The sequence below is a fragment of the Microbacterium sp. P5_B6 genome, from assembly GCF_056400345.1.
Genome location: NZ_JBFULL010000008.1, coordinates 23,453 through 44,127, shown reverse-complemented (window position 1 = coordinate 44,127; position 20,675 = coordinate 23,453). Strand labels below are relative to the sequence as shown.

Here is a 20,675-nt window from a genome sequence, read left to right as displayed (position 1 = left end):
GAAGGCCTGATGCCGCCGGAGGCGACGCAGAGGACCGTCGTCCGCAGCTGGAAGGCCCCCATCTCGCTGCTGGTGTTCGCGGCGCTCTTCGGACTCCTGCTGGTCCTCGCCCCCCGTGAGGGCTCAACCACCTTCCGCCTGTCGACGGACTCCGACCTGATTCAGCTGCCCGATCTCGTCGTGCCGGTCATGGCCACGGCGTGGGTCTGCTTCGTCTTCCTCGCGCTGCTGACGATCGCATCGGCGTATTTCGTCCGGGCAGGCGGCAAGTCGCCGCTGTGGATCGTCATCGTCTACATCCTCTTCTTCGTCGTCGGGTTCCTCACGTGGGCTGCGGCAGGGGCCACGATCCCGGTCCCCGGCCTGCTCGCCGGTTCGCTGGGCCTTGCTGTCCCACTGATCTACGGTGCGCTCGGAGGCGTGATCGGCGAGCGGGCCGGCGTCGTCAACATCGCCATCGAGGGTCAGCTGCTCGCCGGCGCCTTCACCGCCTCGGTCGTCGCGTCGCTCACCGGGCAGCCGATGCTCGGGCTCGTCGCCGCGATGGTGTCGGGAATGCTGGTGGCCGCGGTCCTCTCGCTGTTCGCGATCAAATACTTCGTCGACCAGGTCATCGTCGGCGTCGTGCTCAACGTCCTGGTGACCGGACTCACGAGCTTCTTCTACTCCCAGGTGCTGCAGCCCAACGCCGCGACGCTCAACAGCCCGCCGCGATTCGAGCGCATCCCCATCCCGGTGCTGAGCGAGATCCCGGTCATCGGCCCGGTGTTCTTCCGGCAGACGATCATCGTGTACATCATGTACTTCGCTGTGGCCGCGGTGTACATCGGGATGTTCCACACGCGCTGGGGTCTGCGCCTGCGGGCGGTCGGCGAGCACCCTCAGGCCGCCGACACGGTGGGCATCAAGGTCAACCGGACCCGGTTCCTGAACGTGCTGCTCGCCGGCGCCATCGCGGGTCTCGGTGGGACGGTGTTCACCATCGGCAACGGCATCGCGTTCAACAAGGAGATGACCGCCGGGGCCGGCTTCATCGCCCTCGCCGCGGTGATCTTCGGTCAATGGGATCCGATCAAGGCGACGCTGGCGGCACTGCTCTTCGGCTTCGCATCCAACCTGCAGAACACGCTGAGCGTGATCGGGTCCCCGGTGCCGAGCGAGTTCATGCTGATGCTGCCCTACGTCGTCACGATCTTCGTCGTGGCCGGGGTCGTCGGGAAGTCCAGAGCTCCCGCGGCCGACGGCAAACCATACATAAAGGGATGAGTCGCGTGACCGACATCGACTGGGACGAACTCCGGGCTGCCGCCACCGAGGCCATGCAGAGGGCGTACGCGCCGTACTCGCGCTACCGGGTCGGGGCTGCAGCGCTCGTGTCGGATGGGCGCATCATCCAGGGCTGCAACGTCGAGAACGCCTCCTATGGCGTCGGGCTGTGCGCCGAGTGCGGGCTGGTCTCCGAGCTGCACATGTCGGGGGGCGGTCGCCTGGTCGCCTTCGTGTGCGTCAACAACGACGGCGAGACGATCATGCCGTGCGGGCGCTGCCGGCAGCTGCTGTACGAGCACGCGCTCCCCGGGATGCTGCTCGAGACGGTGTCCGGCATCCGCACGATCGACGAGGTGCTGCCTGACGCCTTCGGCCCGCGCGATCTCGAGGACGTCTCGCGATGACGCGTTCGCCCGCCCTCGAAACGCCCGCCGTCGAGGCGTTCGATGCCGTCGATGTGATCCGCACCAAGCGCGACGGGGGAGCGGTCGCCGAGGACGCCCTCCGCTGGATGATCGACGCCTACACCCGCGGCTACGTCGCCGATTCGCAGATGGCGGCGTTCGCGATGGCGGTGCTCCTCAACGGCATGGAGCGCGACGAGATCCGCGTGATGACCGAGGCCATGATCGCCTCGGGCGAGCGGATGAGCTTCGGCGGGCTCGGCAAGCCCACGGTCGACAAGCACTCGACCGGCGGTGTCGGCGACAAGATCACGCTCCCGCTGGCTCCGCTCGTCGCGGCGTTCGGCGTCGCGGTGCCGCAGCTCTCGGGCCGCGGGCTCGGACACACGGGCGGAACCCTCGACAAGCTCGAGTCGATCCCGGGGTGGAGAGCAGCGCTCACGAACGACGAGCTCTTCCAGCAGCTCCGCGACGTCGGCGCCGTCATCTGCGCCGCCGGCTCCGGCCTCGCCCCCGCAGACAAGCGCCTCTACGCGCTGCGCGATGTCACCGGAACGGTCGAAGCCATCCCGCTCATCGCCTCGAGCATCATGTCGAAGAAGATCGCCGAAGGCACCGAGGCGCTCGTCCTGGACGTGAAGTTCGGCTCCGGCGCGTTCATGCGCGACGTCGACAAGGCGCGTGAGCTGGCGCGCACCATGGTCGCGCTGGGCACCGACTCGGGAGTGGCGACGACCGCCCTCCTCACAGACATGAACACGCCGCTCGGCCTTGCGATCGGCAACGCGAACGAAGTGCGCGAGTCCGTCGAGGTGCTGGCGGGCGGCGGCCCCGCCGATGTCGTCGAACTCACGATCGCGCTCGCCCGCGAGATGCTCTCGCTCGCCGGGAAGCCCGACGCGGATGTCGAGAAGGCGCTCCACGATGGGCGGGCGATGGATGCCTGGCGGGCCATGATCTCTGCCCAGGGCGGAGATCCGGATGCTGCCCTCCCGGCGCCGAACGAAACCCACACCGTGACCGCAGACGCCGACGGCTTCGTCATGAGCATGGAGGCGCTCCCGTTCGGCATCGCGGCATGGCGCCTGGGTGCCGGACGCGCTCGCGCCGAGGACCCGGTGCTGCACGCGGCGGGGATCGACCTGCACGTGAAGCCCGGCGCTCCGGTCTCGGCCGGTCAGCCGCTGTTCACCTTGCTCGGGCAGGATTCCTCGCGGTTCGACCGCGCGCTCGCCGCCCTCGACGGGGCGTGGGAGATCGGGGACGAGCCACCTGCAGCCGCCCCGCTCGTGCTCGAGCGCATCACCGCCTGAACCGACGTCCCACCCGCAGCGACAGCATCCGGTCCGCTTAGAATCTCTCTCTGCACGTCTCGATCACCAAGGAGCTTCACATGCCCATCGACCAGCACGGCGATGCCGTCATCCAGGGCGTCTCGATCCGGAGCCTGCCGAAGGTGTCGCTGCACGACCACCTCGACGGCGGAGTCCGGCCGGCCACGATCATCGAGCTCGCCGACGAGATCGGGCTCGACGTCCCGACGACGGATCCCGACGATCTCGCCGACTGGTTCGCCGAGAAGAGCGACTCCGGCTCGCTCGTGGAGTACCTCAAGACCTTCGACCTGACCACCGCCGTCATGCAGACCGCGGATGGCCTGCGCCGCGTCGCACGGGAGTTCGTCGAGGACCTCGCCGCCGACGGCGTCGTGTACGGCGAGGTGCGGTGGGCACCCGAGCAGCACCTTTCGCGCGGGCTGTCGCTCGAGGAGGCTGTCGAGGCGGTCCAGGAGGGCATCGAAGAGGCCGAGGATGCCGCCGACAGCGCGGGGCGCGACCTGCGCGTCGGCCAGCTCATCACCGCGATGCGCCACACCGATCGGTCGCTCGAGATCGCGCGGCTCGCGGTCGACTTCCGCGGCCGTGGTGCCGTGGGCTTCGATATCGCGGGGCCGGAGGACGGCTTCCCGCCTTCGAACCACCGTGCCGCCTTCGACTACCTGGCGTCGGAGTTCTTCCCGGTGACCGTGCACGCCGGTGAGGCTGCGGGTCTCGACTCCATTCGATCGGCGATCCTCGACGGCCGGGCCCTCCGCCTCGGCCACGGTGTGCGGATCGCCGAGGACCTCGAGATCGTCTCCAGCGAGGGCGAGGAGGTCTTCGTCACCTTCGGCGACCTCGCGCGGTGGGTGCGCGACCGCGAGATCCCGCTCGAGCTGTCACCGTCATCGAACCTTCAGACCGGCGCCATCGAGCGATGGGGCAACACGCTCGAGGACCACCCGTTCGACCTCCTTTACCAGCTGGGCTTCTGCGTGACGGTGAACGTCGACAACCGCACGATGAGCCGCACATCGCTCACGCGCGAGCTGGCGCTCCTGGCCGAGACGTTCGAGTACGACCTGGATGACCTCGAGACCTTCCAGCTCAATGCGGCCGCGGGCTCCTTCCTGCCCGTCGAGGAGCGCGAGGAGCTGATCGACATCATCAGCGAGGGCTTCGAGCAGTAGCCCGCGGGTTCACCCGCCCGGCCCAGTCCCGCCCGGCCCCGTCCCGCCTCGCCCCGTCCCGCCTCGCCCCGGCCCGCATCGCGGTCGCGGCCGAACTCCGTCGATCCACGGCCCGAACGACCGGTGCACCCGGTTGGGAGGCACTTCAGGGCCGGATCGACGGAGTTGTGCAGATCTACCGCGGGCCATGTGCCGCGAGGATCGCCTTCATCATCGCGAGGACTTCCTCGCGATGGTGGAGGATGTCCTCGGCCACCGGCCGGACCGTCGTATATCCCTGCGCGGCAGCGGCAAGATCTCGTCGCCTGTCCCGCTTCTGGGCGGCCCATCCCGCGTGATGGGCCTCGCTGTCGCACTCGACGATGAGCCACCCATCCACGATGAAGTCCACGCGACCGACTCGAGGTACCTGGACCTGCACGTCGACATCGCATCCCAGACCCCGCAGGAGGAGCCGCATGAGGGTTTCCGGGCCAGACTCGCTGCGCCGATCGAGCAGCCCGCGGAGCCGCTGGTACCGACGCGGAAGTCGCGCGAAGACCGCGGCCAGGGCTCCCTCGTCGACGAGACCCTGATGCCAGGCGCTGTCGAGAGTGGCGATCGCTTCGCGCGGAGGCTGGCAACGGCACGCCTGCGCCAATGCCTCGACAAGATCTGCGGCAAGATCCGTCCGGCGACCGGTCGATCGTCGCCAATGCGGGACGACGTCGGCTGCCCGGTGGGGCAGGCGGCTCGACTTCACCTCGATTTGGACATGCAGCCGGTCCTTCGCGAGGACGAAGACGCCGATGGCCGCCAGCAGCGAGAGGCAGTCGAGCCTCCCGCCCATTCGTCCCGCGCGGATCAGGTCCGGATGCGCGTCCGAACGAATGAGCCGGCCCTTGCGCAGACGAAGAAGCCTCCCCGCGCCGACGGCTTTGGCCACCAGGTGGCGAGTCAGGCCCAGCGCCTGCAGATCCTGCGGGGTGAGGAACTGCTGGCCGAGGATGAGATGAGGACCGGGTGGGGGAGTGTTCAGCACCTCCACAGTCCATCGACCTCGTCGGACGCAAGGGGTTGGCCGGTCGCGCTGTCTGGAAAGCTGCGCACGGTCGCCGATCCGGGAGGAGACGAGGCGGGCGAGGATCTGCGGAACTCCTTCAATCCGGTCGCGTCCCACCCGAGAAAGCTGATTCCCAGGCCGGCAGACGGCGGATCGACGGAGTTGTTCAGGCGGAGCCGAGCCTGACCGACGGGAAGGACTGCCCGCGCCCCGAGCCTGACCGACGGGAACGACTGCGCGCGCCGAGCCGGGCAGGGGAACGCGTCTGCGGAACTCCTTCAACTTCGCCGCAACCACGCCTCATGGGCCGATCCGATCGCCAGGAGGCGGCAGATCGACGGAGTTCTGCAAAAGCCGGGGCCTGCTGCCGAGCCCCGTGGATGCAGGACCGGCCACCCGTCGCGGCCGCTGTCGGCCAGCGAGAGCGAGTGGGACGGTCAGGATCGACGGATGCCGCGGCGCGGCGTGCGACGTGAGGGGGAGGCATCCCCGTCCCGCAGGCTGTCCGTCGCCCGCCGCACCGCGTGACGGTACGCGTCCTTGTTGACGTAGTACGACATGCGCGCGAGCCCGAGGTAGTGGTAGCCGCCCGTGAGATCCGGCCACGGCTCGCCGGTGGCACGTGACCGGAAGGCTTCCGCGCGCTCGGGGTGCCGCTCGAGTGCGGCGAGGTACTGCGCGATGAGGTCGGCCTGCTCGTAGCGTCCCTGCCAGCCGATTCCCGATGCCTCGAGCATGCCCATCACGTAGAGGCCGTTGAACGACGGCGGGAAGACGTTCAGGAAGAGCGTCGGCGACCAGCCCTTCCAGTTGAGCTCTTCGCGCGCGACGAAAGGGTAGTCCAGCGTGTACCCCGTGGCGAGGAGGACGGTGTCGTACTCGCCGCGGGATCCGTCGCGGAAGTGGACGGTCGAGCCGTCGAAGCGGTCGATGTCGGGGCGGATCCGCAGGTCGCCCTGACCGAGGTGATGGAGGATCAGCGTGTTGACGATCGGGTGCGACTCGTAGATCTTGTAGTCGGGTTTGGGGAAGCCGAAGCGCACCGGGTCGCCCGTGAAGGCGCGGAGCACCCTCCGATCGAGGAACTGCTTGATCGGCGCCGGGAGCGGCTTGCCCTGGTTGAGGGTGTCGGATGGCCGCCCGAAGAGGTATCGCGGCACGAAGTAGTAGCCCCGCCGCACGCTCATGTCGACGGATTCCGCGTGGTGCACCGCGTCCACCGCGATGTCGCACCCCGAGTTGCCGGCCCCGATGATCAGCACCCGCTTGCCGGTGAGCTGCGTCGCTCGCTTGTACTCGCTCGTGTGCAGCACCTCGCCCGCGAACTCGCCGCGGAAGGTTGGGATGTTCGGCTCGGCGAGGGTGCCGTTGGCGAGGATCACGCCGTCGTAGCGCTGCTCCGTCGAGGCGTCCCCGCCGGAGTCCGACGCGGACTCGGCGCGAAGCATCCACGCGCCGTCCACCCGTTCGAGGGCGGTGACCCTGGTCTCGAAGCGGAAGTGCTCGGCGAGGGCGAAGTGCTCCGCGTAGTCGCGGAAGTAGTCGATGAGCACGCGGTGGCTGGGGTAATCGGCATCCGTCCGCATGGGGAACTCGGCGAACTCGGTCGTCGTCCGCGAGGAGATGAGATGCGCCGACTCGTACATCGTCGAGCGCGGATTCTCGATGTCCCAGAGACCCCCGACGCCACGGGACGCCTCATACCCGTCGAACGCGATGCCCTCCTTCTGCAGGGCGCGGGCGGCGGCGAGGCCCGATGGCCCGGCTCCGATGATCGCGTACCGGGTCATGGGCGGATCCGACCGTGCATCATCGACGCGCTCAGCGCAGCGAGGCTGCGAGTGCGCCGACGAGCTCGGTGATCTGAGCCGTCATCTCGTCGTCCGAGATGCTCGGGGTGCCGTCGCCGGCCTGCAGCCCGTAGTCGCCGAACGACGAATGGCTCGCACCGTCGATCTCGACGAATTCCGCGTCGCCGGGAAGCAGCGGGCGGCCGTCGGCGATGTCCTCGGGCGCCGAGAGTCCGTCTTCGCTCCCGCTGATGCTGAGCACGGGAAGTCCCGACTCGGCGAGGTCTGTCGAGCAGTACGAGGCGAACAGTGCGAGCGCATCGGCCTGCGTGGCCAGCATGCACGAGCGCACGACGCCGAGCGAGTGTCCGCCGACGATCCAGGTGTCGACGTCGGGCGCGAGAGCGGTGAACGTGTCGAGCGGACGGAAGTCGAAGAAGGCGAGATTCAGCCACGGCTTCGTGATCACGACCGTGACACCCTGCTCAGCCACGACGCCGGACAGCTTCGCGGCATACGCGGCGGCCTCGACCTTGGCGCCGGGCACGAACACGAGCCCGACGCCCGACGCTCCTGAGGCGGGTGCGAGCACCACGGCCGCGGAGTCGTCCGTGATGATGATCCGATCGTCGGCCTTCACCGCGGCGAGCGGCTCGGCCTCGGGCGCCGCGACGCCGACCTGGCTCCAGATGAGGATGCCGATGACCGCCGCGAGAATGAGACCGCCCACGATCCCGAGCACCCACCAGAGGATGCGGAGGCCCTTGCGACGGCGCGGGGGCGGTGTCGCCGCATCCGCCGTCTCTCCTCCGGCACCCTCTTGCGCGTCGGGCGAGGCGAGGGCGGCGTCGGTCGTGTCGTCTGTGGTCACGCCCTAGAGCCTATGTCGGCCTGTCTGGCCGCTACGACGGCCTCCACATCGGCGAAGAGCGGATGCCCCGGCTCCAGTCCGGTCACGGACGCGGTCAGGGTCGCGGCATCCTGTTCGCGCAGCTGCGCCTGCAGTGCCACCGACTGCTCGTCCTCGGGGTCGTCGAACTCGAGGGCGGCGGCCATCGCGGCCACCAGAGCGCTCGTCGAGAGTCCCCGTTCTGCGGCTTCGGCCGCGGGACCGACGAAGCGCTCGTTCCGCGAGAGCTTGCGCAGCGGCTGCCGGCCCACGCGCCACACGGTGTCGGGAAGTGCCGCATTGCGGAAGCGCTGGAGGATCGTCGCGCGGTAGGACGTCATGTCGTCCGGGTCGAGATCGTGCTTGGCGACCAGGAGCGCCGAGGTCTCCGCCAGTGCGGCCGAGACCTTCTCGGCGATCGAGGGATCGGCGAGCGCCGCGGCGATCGTGTCGACGCCCGCCTGGGCGCCGAAGTACGCCGTCGTGGCGTGCCCGGTGTTGACGGTGAAGAGCTTGCGCTCGATGTAGGGCGCGAGGTCGTCGACGAAGTGCGCACCCGGAATGCTCGGCGGGTCGTCGCCGAAGGGCGGCCGCTCGATCGCCCATTCGTAGAACGGCTCGACGGTCACATCGACCCCCGAGCCCGCGGGCTGTGCGGGCACGATGCGATCGACCGCCGTGTTCGCGAAGACCGCCCGGCCCTGGATCGCCTCCCACGCGTCGCCCGAGAGCGCCCGGATCTCGTCGCGCAGCAGATCCGTCGCATTGATCGCGTTCTCACACGCCATGACCTGGAGCGGGGGAGCGGACGGATTGCGGAGCACGAGGCCCGCGAAGATGTGCGGGGCGACGAACTTCAGGATCGTCGGCCCGACCGCCGTGGTGACGACGTTGGCCGTGGAGATCTCGTCGACCACCGCATCGGCATCCGTCGCGCTGTTGATCGCGCGGAAGCCGGTCACGACGGTGTCGACGCCCCCGTCTCCGACCTCATGGACCGTGTAGGAGTCCACGCCGTTGATGGCATCGACGAGCGGAGCCGCCACATCCGAGAAGACGAGGTCGTACCCGCCCTGGTGCAGGAGCAGGCCGACGAATCCGCGACCGATGTTGCCGGCGCCGAAGTGAACGGCCTTCATGATTCGTTGACCGCGCTCAGGATCCCGTACAGCTCCTCGGGCGACCCCGCGGCCTTGAGGCGGGCGACGTCGTCCTCGTCCGAGAACAGGATCGCGATCTGCGACAGGATCTCGAGGTGCTCATCGCCCTTGCCGGCGATCCCGATGACGAAGGTGACCGGCTCGCCATCCCAGTCCACGCCGCCGTCGTAGCGGACGACCGACAGCGCGGACGCGAGGATCGTGTTCTTCGTCTCGTTCGTCCCGTGGGGGATCGCGAGCTCATTCCCCATGTACGTCGACACGGTCTGCTCGCGCTGCTGCATCGCGTCGAAATAGGCGCTCGTGACGGCGCCGGCAGCTTCGAGGATGTCGGCGGCCTCGCGCATCGCATCCTCTTTCGAGGCTCCCGACGAGTGGATGCGCACCTGACCGATGCTGAGGACCTCACGTGACATTTGCGTCGCCTTTCGTTGATTCCGGATGCTGTTCCCGCGCCGCCGACGCGGGCGTTGTGGCGAGGGGGCTGCGGGGCCGGGGGCCTCGCGCCGTCCCGGCCCCGCAGCGGTCTATCGTGTTGTCGTCTCCGGCCGCGGGGAGCACCGCGCGCGGACCCTTCGACGGCTGGCGCCGCGCCCCCTAAGCGCCACCCTCGTGCTGTCCCTTGACCAGGTCGACGACCTCGTCGTAGCGCGGCGAGTTCATGAAGTTGTCGACCGACACGTGGACCGAGTTCGGCGACTGCTGCCGGGCCCGCTCCGTGAGCTGGTTCTGGGTGATGACCAGGTCGGCTGTGCCGTCCAGGCTCGCGATGGCCTTGTTGACGACCGTGACGTCCTCGACTCCCGCCTTCTTGATCTTGTTGCGCAGAACGCTCGCGCCCATCGCGGAGGACCCCATGCCGGCGTCGCACGCGAACACGATGTTCTTGATCTCGCGTGCCGTCGTCGTCACCGCACCGACACCGCCGGCGACCGCCGCACCGGCGCGCAGGCCGGCCAGCGCATCCGAGGACTTGCCCTTCGCGGCCTCGGTCTGCGTGATCGCTGCGCCGAAAGCGTCGTCGGTCAGCGCCATCGCCTCGAGGTCGCGCTTGCGCGAGGCCCGGAGGATGACGGAGCAGACGAGGAACGAGACGGTTGCGGCGAGCACCACCGACAGGATGACGGCGAAGTACTTCCCCGGAGGTGTCTGCGCGATCACCGCGACGATGCTGCCAGGAGCCGCCGGTGCACGCAGCGCACCCTCGAGGAGCATGTTCGTGGTGACGCCCGTCATGCCGCCCGCGATGAGCCCCAGGATCAGCATCGGCTTCATGAGCGCGTACGGGAAGTACACCTCGTGGATGCCGCCGACGAACTGGATCAGGGCCGCCCCGGGCGCCGACGCACGTGCGGCGCCGATCCCGAAGAAGCTGAACGCCAGCAGGATGCCGAGACCGGGGCCGGGGTTGGCCTCGAGGAGGAAGAGGATCGACGATCCCTCCTCGGACGCCTGCTGGATCCCGAGCGGCGTCAGCACGCCGTGGTTGATCGCGTTGTTCAGGAACAGCACCTTCGCCGGCTCGATCACGATGCTCGTGAGCGGCAGCAGGTTGTTCTGCACCAGCCAGTTCACTGCGCCGGAGAGGATCTGCATGAGACCGTTGACGACGTACGCGATGGGGTAGAACCCGACGATGGCCATCACGAAGCCCCAGATGCCCGCCGAGAACATGTTGACGAGCATCTCGAAGCCGGCCCTGATCTTGCCGTCCCACAGGCTGTCGAGCCACTTCATCGAGTACGCGGCGATGGGCGCCATGATCATCGCGCCGATGAACATGTGCACCTGGCCGAGCTGGGACGCACCCTCCGGCAGCGTGGCGTTGTAGTTGGCGATCAGCAGGTCCGACCCCGCGATGGCGCCCATCGTCCCGATCGCCGCGACGACGCCCCCTCGGACTCCGTACACCATCGTTCCGCCTGTGTACGCGATGATCAGCGGCAGCAGGTAGTGGATGAACGGTCCGACGATCGTCGCGAGCGCGGCGTTGGGTGTGAACCCCGCCTCGATGAAGAACGCGGTGAAGATGCCCCACGCGATGAGCGCGGGGATGTTCGGCATGATCATGCCGGAGAGGAACGTTCCGAAGCGCTGGACGTGAACCTGCGCTTTCTTCGCTCCGGAGACGGGTACGGACGCCGTTGTCATGGTGTTCTCCTTCGTTCTTCGGTCTTCCCCGGCTAAGGGGAGGGGCCGATTGGGCAGCCGCGGGAGCGGCTACCCTGCGTGTGCGGCCTCGCGGGCCGCTGTTCGGGCTGATGTCGCGTCGTCTGCGGCCAATGCGGCCTCGGCGATGCCTCGGGCCTGGGCGAGCGTGTGCTCCAGGAGCGACGCGCGGACGTCCGCGAGAGCGGTCGGCGCCATCGACAGGCTCGTGGCGCCGAGGCCCACGAGCACGACGGCCAGCAGCGGATCGGCCGCCGCCTCGCCGCAGATGCCGACCGGCTTGCCGTTCTCGCGACCCGCCTGACCGACCTCGCGGATGAGCCGGAGGACGGCGGGGTGCCACGGGTCCTGGAACGCGGCCACCGAGCCGAGCAGGCGGTCGGCGGCCAGCGTGTACTGGGTCAGATCGTTCGTGCCGATCGACGCGAAGTCCGCGATCGCCAGGATGCGGTCGGCGAGCAGCGCCGACGAAGGCACCTCCACCATGACGCCCGCGGTCTTGATGCCGTACTCACGGCAGAGGTCGGTGAAGTAGCGCGTCTCCTCGACGGTCGCGACCATCGGCGCCATGACCCACAGATCGGCGGGCCCCTCCGGCGTCTTCCGGGTGGCGGCATCCGCCTCCGCAAGAGCCGTCAGCTGCTCGCGCAGGATGTCTTCGCTGGCTCTGAGGGCACGGATGCCTCGAAGGCCCAGCGCCGGATTCTCCTCGTGCGCGTCGTTGAGGAATGCCAGCGGCTTGTCCGCGCCGGCGTCGAGGGCGCGCACCACGACCTTCTGGCCGGGGAACGCCTTCAGCAGCTTCGTGTACGCCTCGCGCTGCTGCTCGACGGTGGGTGCCTGGGAGGAGCTCAGGAAGAGGAACTCGGTGCGGAAGAGCCCCACGCCCTCGGCGCCGAGTGCGACCGCATCGACGGCATCCTCGGGCTTCCCGAGGTTCGCAAGGAGCGGGATCGCGGTGCCGTCGGCGAGTGCGCCAGGCGTGAGAGGAGCGGCGGCCGCCGAGGCGCGCGCCTCAGCGCGCGTCAGCGCCCGCTCGAGCTCCTCAGCGGTGGGCTCCGTCGTGACGACGCCGGCCGCGGCATCCACGATCACGGTCTGGCCGTCGACGAGCGAGCTTGCACCGGCAACGCCCACGACCGCGACGATCGACTTCTCGCGCGCCAGGATCGCCGTGTGGGAGGTCGGCCCGCCCTCGGTCGTGATGAGCGCCAGAACCTTGTCGAGATCGAGGAGGGCGGTGTCGGCAGGCGCGAGATCCTTCGCGACGAGGACGAACGGGTGCCCGGGGTCGGGAACGCCCGGAGCGGGGACGCCCCGCAGTCTCGCGATCACGCGCTGGGCGACATCGTCCAGGTCGGCTGCGCGCTCGCCGAGGTAGCCGCCGAGCGCCGTCAGGGTCTCGCGGAACGACGCGAAGGCGTCGTACACCGCGAACTCGCTGGTCTTGCCCGCCGCGATGCGCGTGTTGACCTCGTCCTCGAGAGTCGGGTCCTCGGCCATCATCGCCTGAGCCTCCAGCACCTCGCGAGCGGCTCCGCCCGCGACAGCGCCGCGCTCCTCCAGTTCGCGAGCGACGGCCGCGACCGCCTCGCGCACCCGCGCCGTCTCCTCCTCGACGCTCAGCTCGCTCGGCCCGTCCGCCGGCGCCGGCAGAGGCTCCGCCATGCGCGCCACGGGACCCTGGCCGACGCCGAGTCCGATTCCCACTCCCCGCAGTTCAGCCATGGTCTACTCCGCGTCGTGGTCGGTGGTGAGCAGTTCGGCCAGCGTGTCGAGCGCTGCTTCAGCACCCTCGCCGTCCGCTGTGAGGGTCACGTAGTCGCCGTGCTCGGCGCCGAGCCCGATGATGCCGAGAATGCTGGCCGCATTCACGGGCGTTCCCGAGTCCTTCGCAATCGTGATCGGGATGCCGGCACCCTTCGCGGCCTGTGCGAACAGCTTCGCCGGGCGGGCGTGGAGTCCGTGTGACGAGCCGATCCGCACAGTGCGGGAGATCTCAGGCATGTCGTTCCTCTCAGTTGTTACAGCGTCGATCGGTCTTCGGCTTCAGTCTGTCGGAGGACCGGCCGCCTGTGGGGGAATCCTCTCGGCGCGCTCGAGGGCCTCCTGCACGAGCTGCAGGGTGCGGTTGCCGTCCAGGTCGGTGAAGATGTCGTCGGGCAGGAGCACCACGGTCGCGCCCCGGATGGCGGCATCCCTCTCGAGCGTGGGAATGACGTACGCGAGGTGGGGGCCGACCAGCACGACGTCGGCCGCGTCGATGTCGATCGGAAGCGAGACCTCGGTGCCCGCGAAGGCCGAGTAGGCGAGGCCGGCCTGGTGCGCAGCGTGACGCACGCGCTGCGCGACGAAAGTGCTCGACGCTCCTGCGCCGCAGACCACGAGGATCCTCATCGATCCGCCTCCTCTGTGGCCCCATTCTTGTGAAACAGCCCGAAGCCGACAACCAGGTCTCTTTCCGCCCCCGCGGAAGACCGGCACAGCCCGGCCGGGCTCGCTGCTCGCGCTCCGTGGTTGACTGGTGGCACGGGCCACAGGCGGCGCGCGACACGGAGGAAGCGGTGACCAGAGCGAGGCAGGATCGCCTTCTCTCCCTGCTGGTCCGCGACGGCGAATGGGCCACGGCGGCGACGCTCGCCGATGCCCTCGGAGTGACTCCGCGCAGCATCCGCTCGTATGTGACGGCGCTGAACTCCCGCGTCGCGTCCGGCGTCGCCGTCGAGTCCGGTTCGCTCGGCTACCGGGCGGGTGCAGAGGCCGGTCAGGCTCGAAGCAACGGGACGACGGATGCCGCCACCCCGCGCGACCGGCTGCACACCGTGGTGCGGTCGCTCCTCGATGCGCCCGAGGGGATCGACGTGTTCGAGACCGCTGAGCGGCTGCACGTCTCCTCGGCGACGCTCGACGCAGACCTCGCTCGCGTGCGGGGCCTCCTCGGCGGAACGCACCTGACGCTCGAGCGGTCGGCTTCACAGGCGCGGCTGCGCGGAACCGAGATGGCGCAGCGGCGGCTCCTCAGCCGCCTCGCCCACGACGAGATGGACGCGGGCTCGTTCGACCTCGAGGCCCTGCGCCGGACCCTCGGCGACGCGTCGGTCGGCTCGCGCGCGTTCGGCGCCTTCAAGACCGAGCTCGTCGCCCGCCTGGGCGCCCTCGGCTACTTCGTCAACGAGTACGGGATCGCCGACGTCGTGATGCACATCGCGATCTCCGCGGATCGCACGGCGCAGCATCGGGCGCTCGAGAGCGACACCGAGACGATCTCGCCGGCGAACGCCGAGGTCGGAACCATCCTCGATGAGCTCGCCACCGAGCACCTCGGCGTCGAGCTCGGCAGCGCCGACCTGCAGCATCTCTCCTCGCTCGTGCTGACGCGTGTCGTCGCGCCCGGTGCGACCGCGCCGCAGACGCATGTGAAGGAGCGCCTCGAACCGGACGTCGAACAAGCGGTTCGCGAGATCGTCGAGCGCGCGGCATCCCAGTTCCTGGTCGACATCGTCCACGAGGACTTCCTCCTGCGGCTCGCCCTGCACGTGCAGAACCTGCGCCTCCGCGCCCGCGAGCAGGCGTGGTCGCGCAACCCGCTCACGCGCTCGCTCAAGGCGTCGTACCCGATGATCTTCGAGGTCGCCGTCTACATCGCGAGCGGTCTGCACGAGAGCCTCGGCATTCCGCTGCTCGACGACGAGATCGCCTACATCGCCATGCACGTCGGAGGGCGGCTCGAGCGCAGCAGGCGTGCCGATCACCTGCTCACGGCCACGATCGTCTGCCCGGGGTACTACGAGCTGCACGAGCTGCTGCGCTCGTCGGTTGACCGATCGCTCGGCCAGGCGATCGAGGTCGTGGGGGTCGAGACGCGCGTCGACCCCGACTGGCCGTCGATCCAGACCGACCTGGTCCTCACGACCATCGACGCGCCTCCGTCGATCGCGGGCGACCGCGTGGTGCGCATTCAGCCGTTCCTGACCGACGGCGACATCGAGCACGTCCAGGCCGCGGCCGGGCGCATCCGGCGGGGCCGGCGCCTCGCGCGGCTGCGGGCGGAGCTGGGGGGCTACTTCGAGCCGACGGCCTTCGTCCGGGGGCTGGATGCCGAGTCCGGCGAGGAGGCAGTGATCCGTCGCCTCGGCGCCCCGCTCGTCGCGCGGGGGATCATCGACGACGACTACATCGAGCGGGCGATCGAGCGGGAGCGGCTGTCGTCGACCGCGTTCACCGACGCGCTCGCCGTACCGCATGCCCTCGGCATGACCGCCACCCGCACCGCGATCGCTGTCGGACTCGCGGAGCCCTCCGTGCGGTGGGGTGAGGGCCGGGTGCAGGTCGTCGCGCTCGTCGCCTTCTCGGAGACAGATCGGGAGGCCTTCCAGACGGTGTTCGAGCAGCTCGTCGAGGTCTTCTCCGAGCGCGAGAGCGTCTCGCGCATCCTGCGGCGCGGCACCGACTTCCCGGCCTTCCTCGACGAGCTCGTCGCCGTCGTCGACGGCTGACGCGGCATCGGTCCCCCACCCATCGACAGGTCAACCACGCATCGACAGGGGGAAACGCGCGGTTATGTCCTGCAGATGCGTGGTTGACCTGTGGACGCGTCGGCCCGGCAACCGGGCTAGCGAGGGCGGCAGCCCCGCCCCATCGCTGCCTCAGCGAGTGGCGGGTGGCCGGGGAACAGGGGGGCGGATGCCGCAGCGCGAGGTCAGCGCCGGGCGAGCCGCTGCTCGAGGCCCAGGCGGACAGCCGGCCACTCGTGCGGAAGGATCGAGAAGACCACGGTGTCGCGCAGGGAGCCGTCCGGGCCCAGGCGATGGTTGCGCAGGACGCCGTCCTGCTTGGCCCCCAGGCGGGCGATCGCCTCGCGCGACTGCCGGTTGTGCCAGTGCGTCCGCAGCTCGACCGCGATCGCGTCGCACGCCTCGAACGCGTGGCCGAGCAGCAGCAGCTTCGCGGCGGTGTTGACCTCGCTGCGCTGGGCGGAGGGCGAGAGCCAGGTGTAGCCGACCTCGACGTGCCGGTTGGGCTGGTCGATGTCGCAGAAGGTCGTCATGCCCACGACGCGGCCCGTCGACAGCCTGCGGACGGCCCACGGGTTCATGCGCCCCTCGGCCTGCCAGGTGAGCCGGCGCTCGATCTCAGCCGCGACGCCGTCCGGCGCCGGAGCCGAGGTGTACCAGGCGTACTCCAGGCCCGCGGTGGCCGCGGCGAGATCCTCTGCGTGCGCGTGCGAGAGGGGCTCCAGCCCCACCCACTCGTTCTCCAGCGTGATGGCGTCGGTCAGCAGCATCCCTCGAGCCTAGAACCCGGCTGGTGCCCGCGCCGACAGCGATCAGGAGACCCTGTCGAGCAGCTCCCTGACTCCGGCCGCGAGGTCTCCGATGCGGCTCCGCGCGTCGTCGGCCGAGTCGCCTCGCACGTCGAGGTAGGCCTTCAGCTTGGGCTCGGTGCCGCTCGGGCGCACGATCACCCGGGAGCCGTCCTCCAGCCACAGCCGCAGCACGTCACCCGGGGGCAGCTCGTCGAATCCGTCGAGCAGGTCGTCCACGTGCGAGACGGGCGTCTCGCCGATGGCGGACGGATGCTCGGCCCGGAGCGCCGACATGATCCGGTCGATGACGCCGAGGTCGTGGACGCGGATGGAGATCTGATCGCTCGCGAAGTATCCGAAGATCTCCTCGAACTCGTGCAGCAGTCCCGCCAGCGACGAGCCGCGTCCGTGCGCATCGGCGACGAGCCCCAGGATCGCGACCGCCGCCGAGATGCCGTCCTTGTCGCGCACGGTCTCGGGGTTCACGAGGTAGCCGAGCGCCTCCTCGAATCCGAACACGATGCCCGGCGCGCGAGCGATCCATTTGAATCCGGTCAGCGTCGCGTGGAAGCCGAGGCCGTAGTACTCGGCGATCGTCTGCAGTCCGGGGGACGAGACCAGCGAGCAGGCGAGGGAATCGCGGGCGTGCCCGGCATCCCGTTCCGCTGTCGCGGTGCGCTCCTCGGCACCGCCGTGCTCCTCTGCCTGGCCGTGCTCCTCTGTCTCGCCGTGCTCCTCTGCCTCAGCGTGCTCCTCTGCCTCGCCGCCTTCGGCGTCGCCGCGCTCCTGCTCCTCGACCTGCCGCCGCAGGCTCACGAGCTGCGCTGCACGCCACCCCAGCAGGAGCCCGATCTCGTTGCCGGTGAGTCGCCTCCAGCCGCCGTCCGCGGACTCGTCCGGCAGCGCGACCGCGAGCCGATCGGCATCCGGGTCGTTGGCGATGATCAGGTCGGCCCCCATCTCCCGCGCGGTCTCGAACGCGAGGTCCATCGCACCCGGCTCTTCGGGATTCGGGAAGGCTACGGTCGGGAACGTCCCGTCGGCGCGGGCGCCACGGCGGCGGTCGCCGCCACGTAGGCCTCGACGACGGACTCCGCCGCGATCTCATAGCCGAGCGACCGGGGGATCGCGGGCACGTTCGCCTCGTCGGCGACGCGGTGGATGTGCGCGGCGATCTCCGCGTCGACGGGGGGCACGATCTGGGCGCCGTCGTCCGCGCCTCCGAGATAGACCTTGTAGCCGTTGTCGTCGGGCGGGTTGTGGCTCGCCGTCACCATGACGCCCGCGTCGGCGGCGAAGTGCCGCACGGCGAAAGCGAGCACCGGCGTCGGCAGCAGACGGGGGAGGAGAAGGGCCCGGATGCCGGCCCCGGCGAAGATCTCCGCCGAATCCCGCGCGAACACATCGGAGTTGCGCCGCCCGTCGTAGCCGATGACCACGGTGGGCGCGGCATCCGTCTCGGCACGCTCGATCAGGAAGGACGCGAGCCCGGCCGCGGCCTGCGCGACGAGCACGCGGTTCATGCGGTTGCTTCCGGCTCCGAGCCGACCTCGGAGGCCCGCGGTGCCGAATGCGAGGCGCCCCGCGAAGCGGTCGTCCAGGTCGGCCTCCGCGGCGGCATCCCCCTCTTCGGCCTGCGCGATGAGCGTCTCGAGCTCTTCGCGGGTGCGGGGATCGGGGTCCTGGGCGAGCCAGGCGCGAGCCTGCTCCAGGAAGCCGCTCACATCGCTCCGATCACGCGAGCGAGCAGCGACGAGATCACGGGGCCGGCGGCATGACCGGCCTCCATCACCTCCTCGTGGCTGAGCGGCGTGGTCTGTATCCCGGCGGCCATGTTCGTGATGAGTGAGAAGCCGAGGATCTCCATGCCGGCCTGGCGGGCGGCGACGGCTTCGAGCGCGGTCGACATGCCGACGATGTGGCCGCCGATCGCCTTGGCCATCTGCACTTCGGCGGGGGTTTCGTACTGCGGTCCGGTGAACTGGCAGTACACGCCCTCGTCGAGGCTCGGGTCGATGGAGCGGGCGAGGTCGCGCAGGCGCAGCGAGTAGAGATTGGTGAGGTCGATGAAGGTCGCACCCTCGAGCGGGGTCGCGGCCGTGAGGTTGATGTGGTCGCTGATGAGCACCGGGGTTCCCGGCGTCCAGGTGCGCTTGATGCCGCCCGCCCCATTGGTGAGCACCATGACCTTCGCACCGGTGGCGGCGGCGGTGCGCACGCTGTGGACGACGCGGCGAACGCCATGGCCCTCGTAGAAGTGCGTGCGGGCTCCGATGACGAGGACGCGCGTGCCGCGCGGGGTCAGGATGCTCCGCAGAGTGCCGACATGTCCCGCGAGTGCGGGCGCACTGAACCCCGTGACCTCGGTCGCGGGAAAGTTCGCGGTGGTCTCGCCGATGAGCTCGGCCGCACCTCCCCAGCCGCTGCCGAGTGTCAGAGCGATGTCATGGCGCTCGACGCCGGTGATGCGCGCGATGTCGGCAGCCGCATCCGCCGCGACGGCGAAGGGGTCGGCGGACGGGTCGTCGAGGGGATTGTCGGTCTGGTCTGACATGGACCCACTCTAGGAGTGGCACGTTCCCGGGGCCAGAACGCCCCGACCGTCGACCCCGTGCGGGCGGGGGTAGACGGCCGAATGTGCTCCTGCGGGATCGACTGTGAGAATGGGGGCATGTCTGTGAGCTTCGAGCGCACCCAGAGTGTCGCGATCATCGGCGGCGGCCCCGGCGGCTACGAGGCGGCGCTCGCCGGCGCCCAGCTCGGGGCCGAGGTGACGCTGGTCGAGAGGGCCGGCGTCGGAGGTTCGGCGGTCATCACCGATGTCGTGCCGTCGAAGTCCCTCATCGCCACGGCCGACGCCGCCGTCGCGATCAAGGGTGCGAGCGAGCTCGGCGTGCAGCTGTTCTCGAAGGGCACCGACGGCAAGCCGCTCAAGCCCGAGATCGCTATCAACCTGCTGGCCGTCAACAAGCGGCTGCTGTCCCTTGCCCGGCAGCAGTCCGATGACATGCGGGCGGCGCTCGTCGAGGCGGGGGTCCGGATCATCTCGGGCCACGGCCGGCTCGAGGGGGAGAACGCCGTCATCGTCTCGACCGGCCCCGGGGGAACGGACTTCGATCGCATCGAGGCCGACACCCTCGTCATCTCCGTCGGCGCCTCGCCGCGCATCCTGCCGACCGCCAAGCCCGACGGTCAGCGCATCCTCACGTGGACCCAGCTCTACGACATGCCTTCGCTGCCCGAGCACCTCATCGTGATCGGCTCGGGCGTGACGGGTGCGGAGTTCGCCGGCGCCTACATGAACCTCGGCGCACAGGTGACGCTCGTGTCGAGCCGCGACCAGGTGCTCCCGGGTGAGGACGCGGATGCCGCTGCCGTGCTCGAGAAGGTGTTCCGGCGGGGCGGCATGGAGGTTCTCGCCAAGAGCCGTGCGGACAAGGTCGAGAACACCGGGACCGGCGTCGTCGTCACCCTCTCGGACGGGCGCACGATCGAGGGCAGCCACTGCCTCATGGCTGTCGGAGCGGTCCCCAACACCGCCGGAATAGGGCTGGAGGAGGTCGGCGTACAGATGACCGAATCGGGCAACATCCAGGTGAACCGGGTCGCTCGCACCTCGATCCCCAACATCTACGCGGCAGGGGACTGCACCACGTTCATCCCGCTCGCCTCGGTCGCCTCGATGCAGGGCCGCACGGCGGTGTTCCATGCGCTCGGGGATGTGGTCATCCCGCTCGAGCGACGCCGGATCGCGTCGAACATCTTCACCGCACCTGAGATCGCGACGGTGGGGTGGCAGGAGAAGGACATCGCCGAGGGCCTGATCCAGGGAGTCGTGCACAAGCTCCCGCTCGCGGCCAATGCGCGCGCGAAGATGATGGGCATCAAAGAAGGCTTCGTCAAGCTCATCGCACAGAAGGGAAGCGGTGCCGTCATCGGCGGCGTCATCGTCGGCCCCCGTGCATCTGAGCTCATCTACCCGATCGCGATCGCCGTCGAGCGCCGGCTGACGGTCGATCAGGTGTCCCGCGTCTTCGCCGTGTACCCATCGCTCTCGGGAAGCATCACGGACGCGGCCCGCGCCATGCACGTCGTGGACCACACGATCTACGGCGGCGCCTGACCAGGTCGGATGCGA

17 protein-coding genes and 1 pseudogene are annotated in these 20,675 nt (G+C 69.6%); 6 read left to right on the top strand and 12 right to left on the bottom strand.

The genetic code is table 11. The annotated features are described in order from the left end of the window. The first annotated feature begins 9 nt into the window (after positions 1-9). From AC1DP3_RS12560 to AC1DP3_RS12545, 4 genes are all read left to right on the top strand, one after another. A complete protein-coding gene (locus AC1DP3_RS12560; RefSeq protein WP_477293971.1) occupies positions 10-1,266 on the top strand; it encodes an ABC transporter permease in 1,257 nt (418 codons plus the stop codon). A 5-nt stretch (positions 1,267-1,271) separates the two neighbouring features. Beyond that, positions 1,272-1,673 carry a cytidine deaminase gene (locus AC1DP3_RS12555; RefSeq protein WP_477293741.1) on the top strand — a complete coding sequence of 134 codons (402 nt, stop codon included), beginning with the start codon at positions 1,272-1,274 and terminating at the stop codon, positions 1,671-1,673. Further along, complete coding sequence (locus tag AC1DP3_RS12550; protein ID WP_477293739.1) at positions 1,670-2,986, top strand: thymidine phosphorylase; 1,317 nt, start codon at positions 1,670-1,672, stop codon at positions 2,984-2,986. Before AC1DP3_RS12555 ends, AC1DP3_RS12550 begins: the two co-directional genes overlap by 4 nt. 80 nt (positions 2,987-3,066) lie before the next feature. Continuing rightward, on the top strand, positions 3,067-4,182 hold the full coding sequence (locus tag AC1DP3_RS12545; protein ID WP_477293737.1) for an adenosine deaminase: 1,116 nt from the start codon (positions 3,067-3,069) through the stop codon (positions 4,180-4,182). A 175-nt stretch (positions 4,183-4,357) separates the two neighbouring features. On the opposite strand, the gene AC1DP3_RS12540 is transcribed toward AC1DP3_RS12545, so the two are convergent. The 9 genes from AC1DP3_RS12540 to AC1DP3_RS12500 all read right to left on the bottom strand — a co-directional run bounded on the left by AC1DP3_RS12540 (position 4,358) and on the right by AC1DP3_RS12500 (position 13,629). Next, the gene (locus AC1DP3_RS12540) at positions 4,358-5,203 is read right to left on the bottom strand and encodes an endonuclease domain-containing protein (protein ID WP_477293735.1); all 846 of its coding nucleotides are present in this window, start codon (positions 5,201-5,203) and stop codon (positions 4,358-4,360) included. Between the two features lie 458 nt (positions 5,204-5,661). Then, positions 5,662-7,014 (bottom strand): flavin-containing monooxygenase, encoded by a 1,353-nt coding sequence (locus AC1DP3_RS12535; protein WP_477293733.1) that lies wholly within the window; start codon positions 7,012-7,014, stop codon positions 5,662-5,664. A 31-nt stretch (positions 7,015-7,045) separates the two neighbouring features. Beyond that, complete coding sequence (locus AC1DP3_RS12530; protein ID WP_477293969.1) at positions 7,046-7,768, bottom strand: alpha/beta hydrolase; 723 nt, start codon at positions 7,766-7,768, stop codon at positions 7,046-7,048. 113 nt (positions 7,769-7,881) lie between these two features. Further along, a complete protein-coding gene (locus tag AC1DP3_RS12525; protein WP_477293731.1) occupies positions 7,882-9,042 on the bottom strand; it encodes a mannitol-1-phosphate 5-dehydrogenase in 1,161 nt (386 codons plus the stop codon). Continuing rightward, entirely contained in the window at positions 9,039-9,479 is a 441-nt protein-coding gene (locus tag AC1DP3_RS12520; protein ID WP_477293729.1) for a PTS mannitol transporter subunit IIA, read from the bottom strand. The genes AC1DP3_RS12525 and AC1DP3_RS12520 overlap by 4 nt, the downstream gene beginning before the upstream one ends. A gap of 181 nt (positions 9,480-9,660) precedes the next feature. Next, positions 9,661-11,214 (bottom strand): PTS mannitol transporter subunit IIBC, encoded by a 1,554-nt coding sequence (locus tag AC1DP3_RS12515; protein WP_477293727.1) that lies wholly within the window; start codon positions 11,212-11,214, stop codon positions 9,661-9,663. A 69-nt stretch (positions 11,215-11,283) separates the two neighbouring features. Beyond that, positions 11,284-12,960, bottom strand: coding sequence for a phosphoenolpyruvate--protein phosphotransferase (gene ptsP / locus AC1DP3_RS12510; RefSeq protein ID WP_477293725.1), 1,677 nt, complete (start codon positions 12,958-12,960; stop codon positions 11,284-11,286). Between the two features lie 3 nt (positions 12,961-12,963). Then, complete coding sequence (locus AC1DP3_RS12505) at positions 12,964-13,239, bottom strand: HPr family phosphocarrier protein (protein ID WP_477293723.1); 276 nt, start codon at positions 13,237-13,239, stop codon at positions 12,964-12,966. Between the two features lie 42 nt (positions 13,240-13,281). Further along, positions 13,282-13,629 (bottom strand): PTS sugar transporter, encoded by a 348-nt coding sequence (locus AC1DP3_RS12500; protein WP_477293721.1) that lies wholly within the window; start codon positions 13,627-13,629, stop codon positions 13,282-13,284. Between the two features lie 167 nt (positions 13,630-13,796). Here AC1DP3_RS12500 and AC1DP3_RS12495 point away from each other — a divergent pair, with 167 nt between their 5' ends. Next, on the top strand, positions 13,797-15,728 hold the full coding sequence (locus AC1DP3_RS12495; protein WP_477293719.1) for a BglG family transcription antiterminator: 1,932 nt from the start codon (positions 13,797-13,799) through the stop codon (positions 15,726-15,728). A 203-nt stretch (positions 15,729-15,931) separates the two neighbouring features. Here the strand turns inward: AC1DP3_RS12495 and AC1DP3_RS12490 are convergent, their stop codons facing one another. The 3 genes and pseudogenes from AC1DP3_RS12490 to AC1DP3_RS12480 all read right to left on the bottom strand — a co-directional run bounded on the left by AC1DP3_RS12490 (position 15,932) and on the right by AC1DP3_RS12480 (position 19,091). Continuing rightward, positions 15,932-16,516, bottom strand: coding sequence for a GNAT family N-acetyltransferase (locus tag AC1DP3_RS12490; RefSeq protein WP_477293717.1), 585 nt, complete (start codon positions 16,514-16,516; stop codon positions 15,932-15,934). 42 nt (positions 16,517-16,558) lie between these two features. Next, positions 16,559-18,261, bottom strand: a pseudogene (locus tag AC1DP3_RS12485) (phospho-sugar mutase). After that, positions 18,258-19,091 (bottom strand): purine-nucleoside phosphorylase, encoded by an 834-nt coding sequence (locus tag AC1DP3_RS12480; RefSeq protein ID WP_477293715.1) that lies wholly within the window; start codon positions 19,089-19,091, stop codon positions 18,258-18,260. The pseudogene AC1DP3_RS12485 and the gene AC1DP3_RS12480 overlap by 4 nt, the downstream one beginning before the upstream one ends. A 117-nt stretch (positions 19,092-19,208) precedes the next feature. Here AC1DP3_RS12480 and AC1DP3_RS12475 point away from each other — a divergent pair, with 117 nt between their 5' ends. Next, entirely contained in the window at positions 19,209-20,660 is a 1,452-nt protein-coding gene (locus tag AC1DP3_RS12475; RefSeq protein ID WP_477293713.1) for an NAD(P)H-quinone dehydrogenase, read from the top strand. Positions 20,661-20,675: the final 15 nt, after the last annotated feature.

Bases quoted from the DNA above. Each gene is read 5' to 3' on its own strand.
- AC1DP3_RS12560 (WP_477293971.1), top strand. From the start codon at position 10: ATGCCGCCGGAGGCGACGCAGAGGACCGTCGTCCGCAGCTGGAAGGCC.
- AC1DP3_RS12550 (WP_477293739.1), top strand. From the start codon at position 1,670: ATGACGCGTTCGCCCGCCCTCGAAACGCCCGCCGTCGAGGCGTTCGAT.
- AC1DP3_RS12545 (WP_477293737.1), top strand. From the start codon at position 3,067: ATGCCCATCGACCAGCACGGCGATGCCGTCATCCAGGGCGTCTCGATC.
- AC1DP3_RS12535 (WP_477293733.1), bottom strand. From the start codon at position 7,014: ATGACCCGGTACGCGATCATCGGAGCCGGGCCATCGGGCCTCGCCGCC.
- AC1DP3_RS12525 (WP_477293731.1), bottom strand. From the start codon at position 9,042: ATGAAGGCCGTTCACTTCGGCGCCGGCAACATCGGTCGCGGATTCGTC.
- AC1DP3_RS12520 (WP_477293729.1), bottom strand. From the start codon at position 9,479: ATGTCACGTGAGGTCCTCAGCATCGGTCAGGTGCGCATCCACTCGTCG.
- AC1DP3_RS12515 (WP_477293727.1), bottom strand. From the start codon at position 11,214: ATGACAACGGCGTCCGTACCCGTCTCCGGAGCGAAGAAAGCGCAGGTT.
- ptsP (WP_477293725.1), bottom strand. From the start codon at position 12,960: ATGGCTGAACTGCGGGGAGTGGGAATCGGACTCGGCGTCGGCCAGGGT.
- AC1DP3_RS12505 (WP_477293723.1), bottom strand. From the start codon at position 13,239: ATGCCTGAGATCTCCCGCACTGTGCGGATCGGCTCGTCACACGGACTC.
- AC1DP3_RS12500 (WP_477293721.1), bottom strand. From the start codon at position 13,629: ATGAGGATCCTCGTGGTCTGCGGCGCAGGAGCGTCGAGCACTTTCGTC.
- AC1DP3_RS12490 (WP_477293717.1), bottom strand. From the start codon at position 16,516: ATGCTGCTGACCGACGCCATCACGCTGGAGAACGAGTGGGTGGGGCTG.
- AC1DP3_RS12480 (WP_477293715.1), bottom strand. From the start codon at position 19,091: ATGTCAGACCAGACCGACAATCCCCTCGACGACCCGTCCGCCGACCCC.
- AC1DP3_RS12475 (WP_477293713.1), top strand. From the start codon at position 19,209: ATGTCTGTGAGCTTCGAGCGCACCCAGAGTGTCGCGATCATCGGCGGC.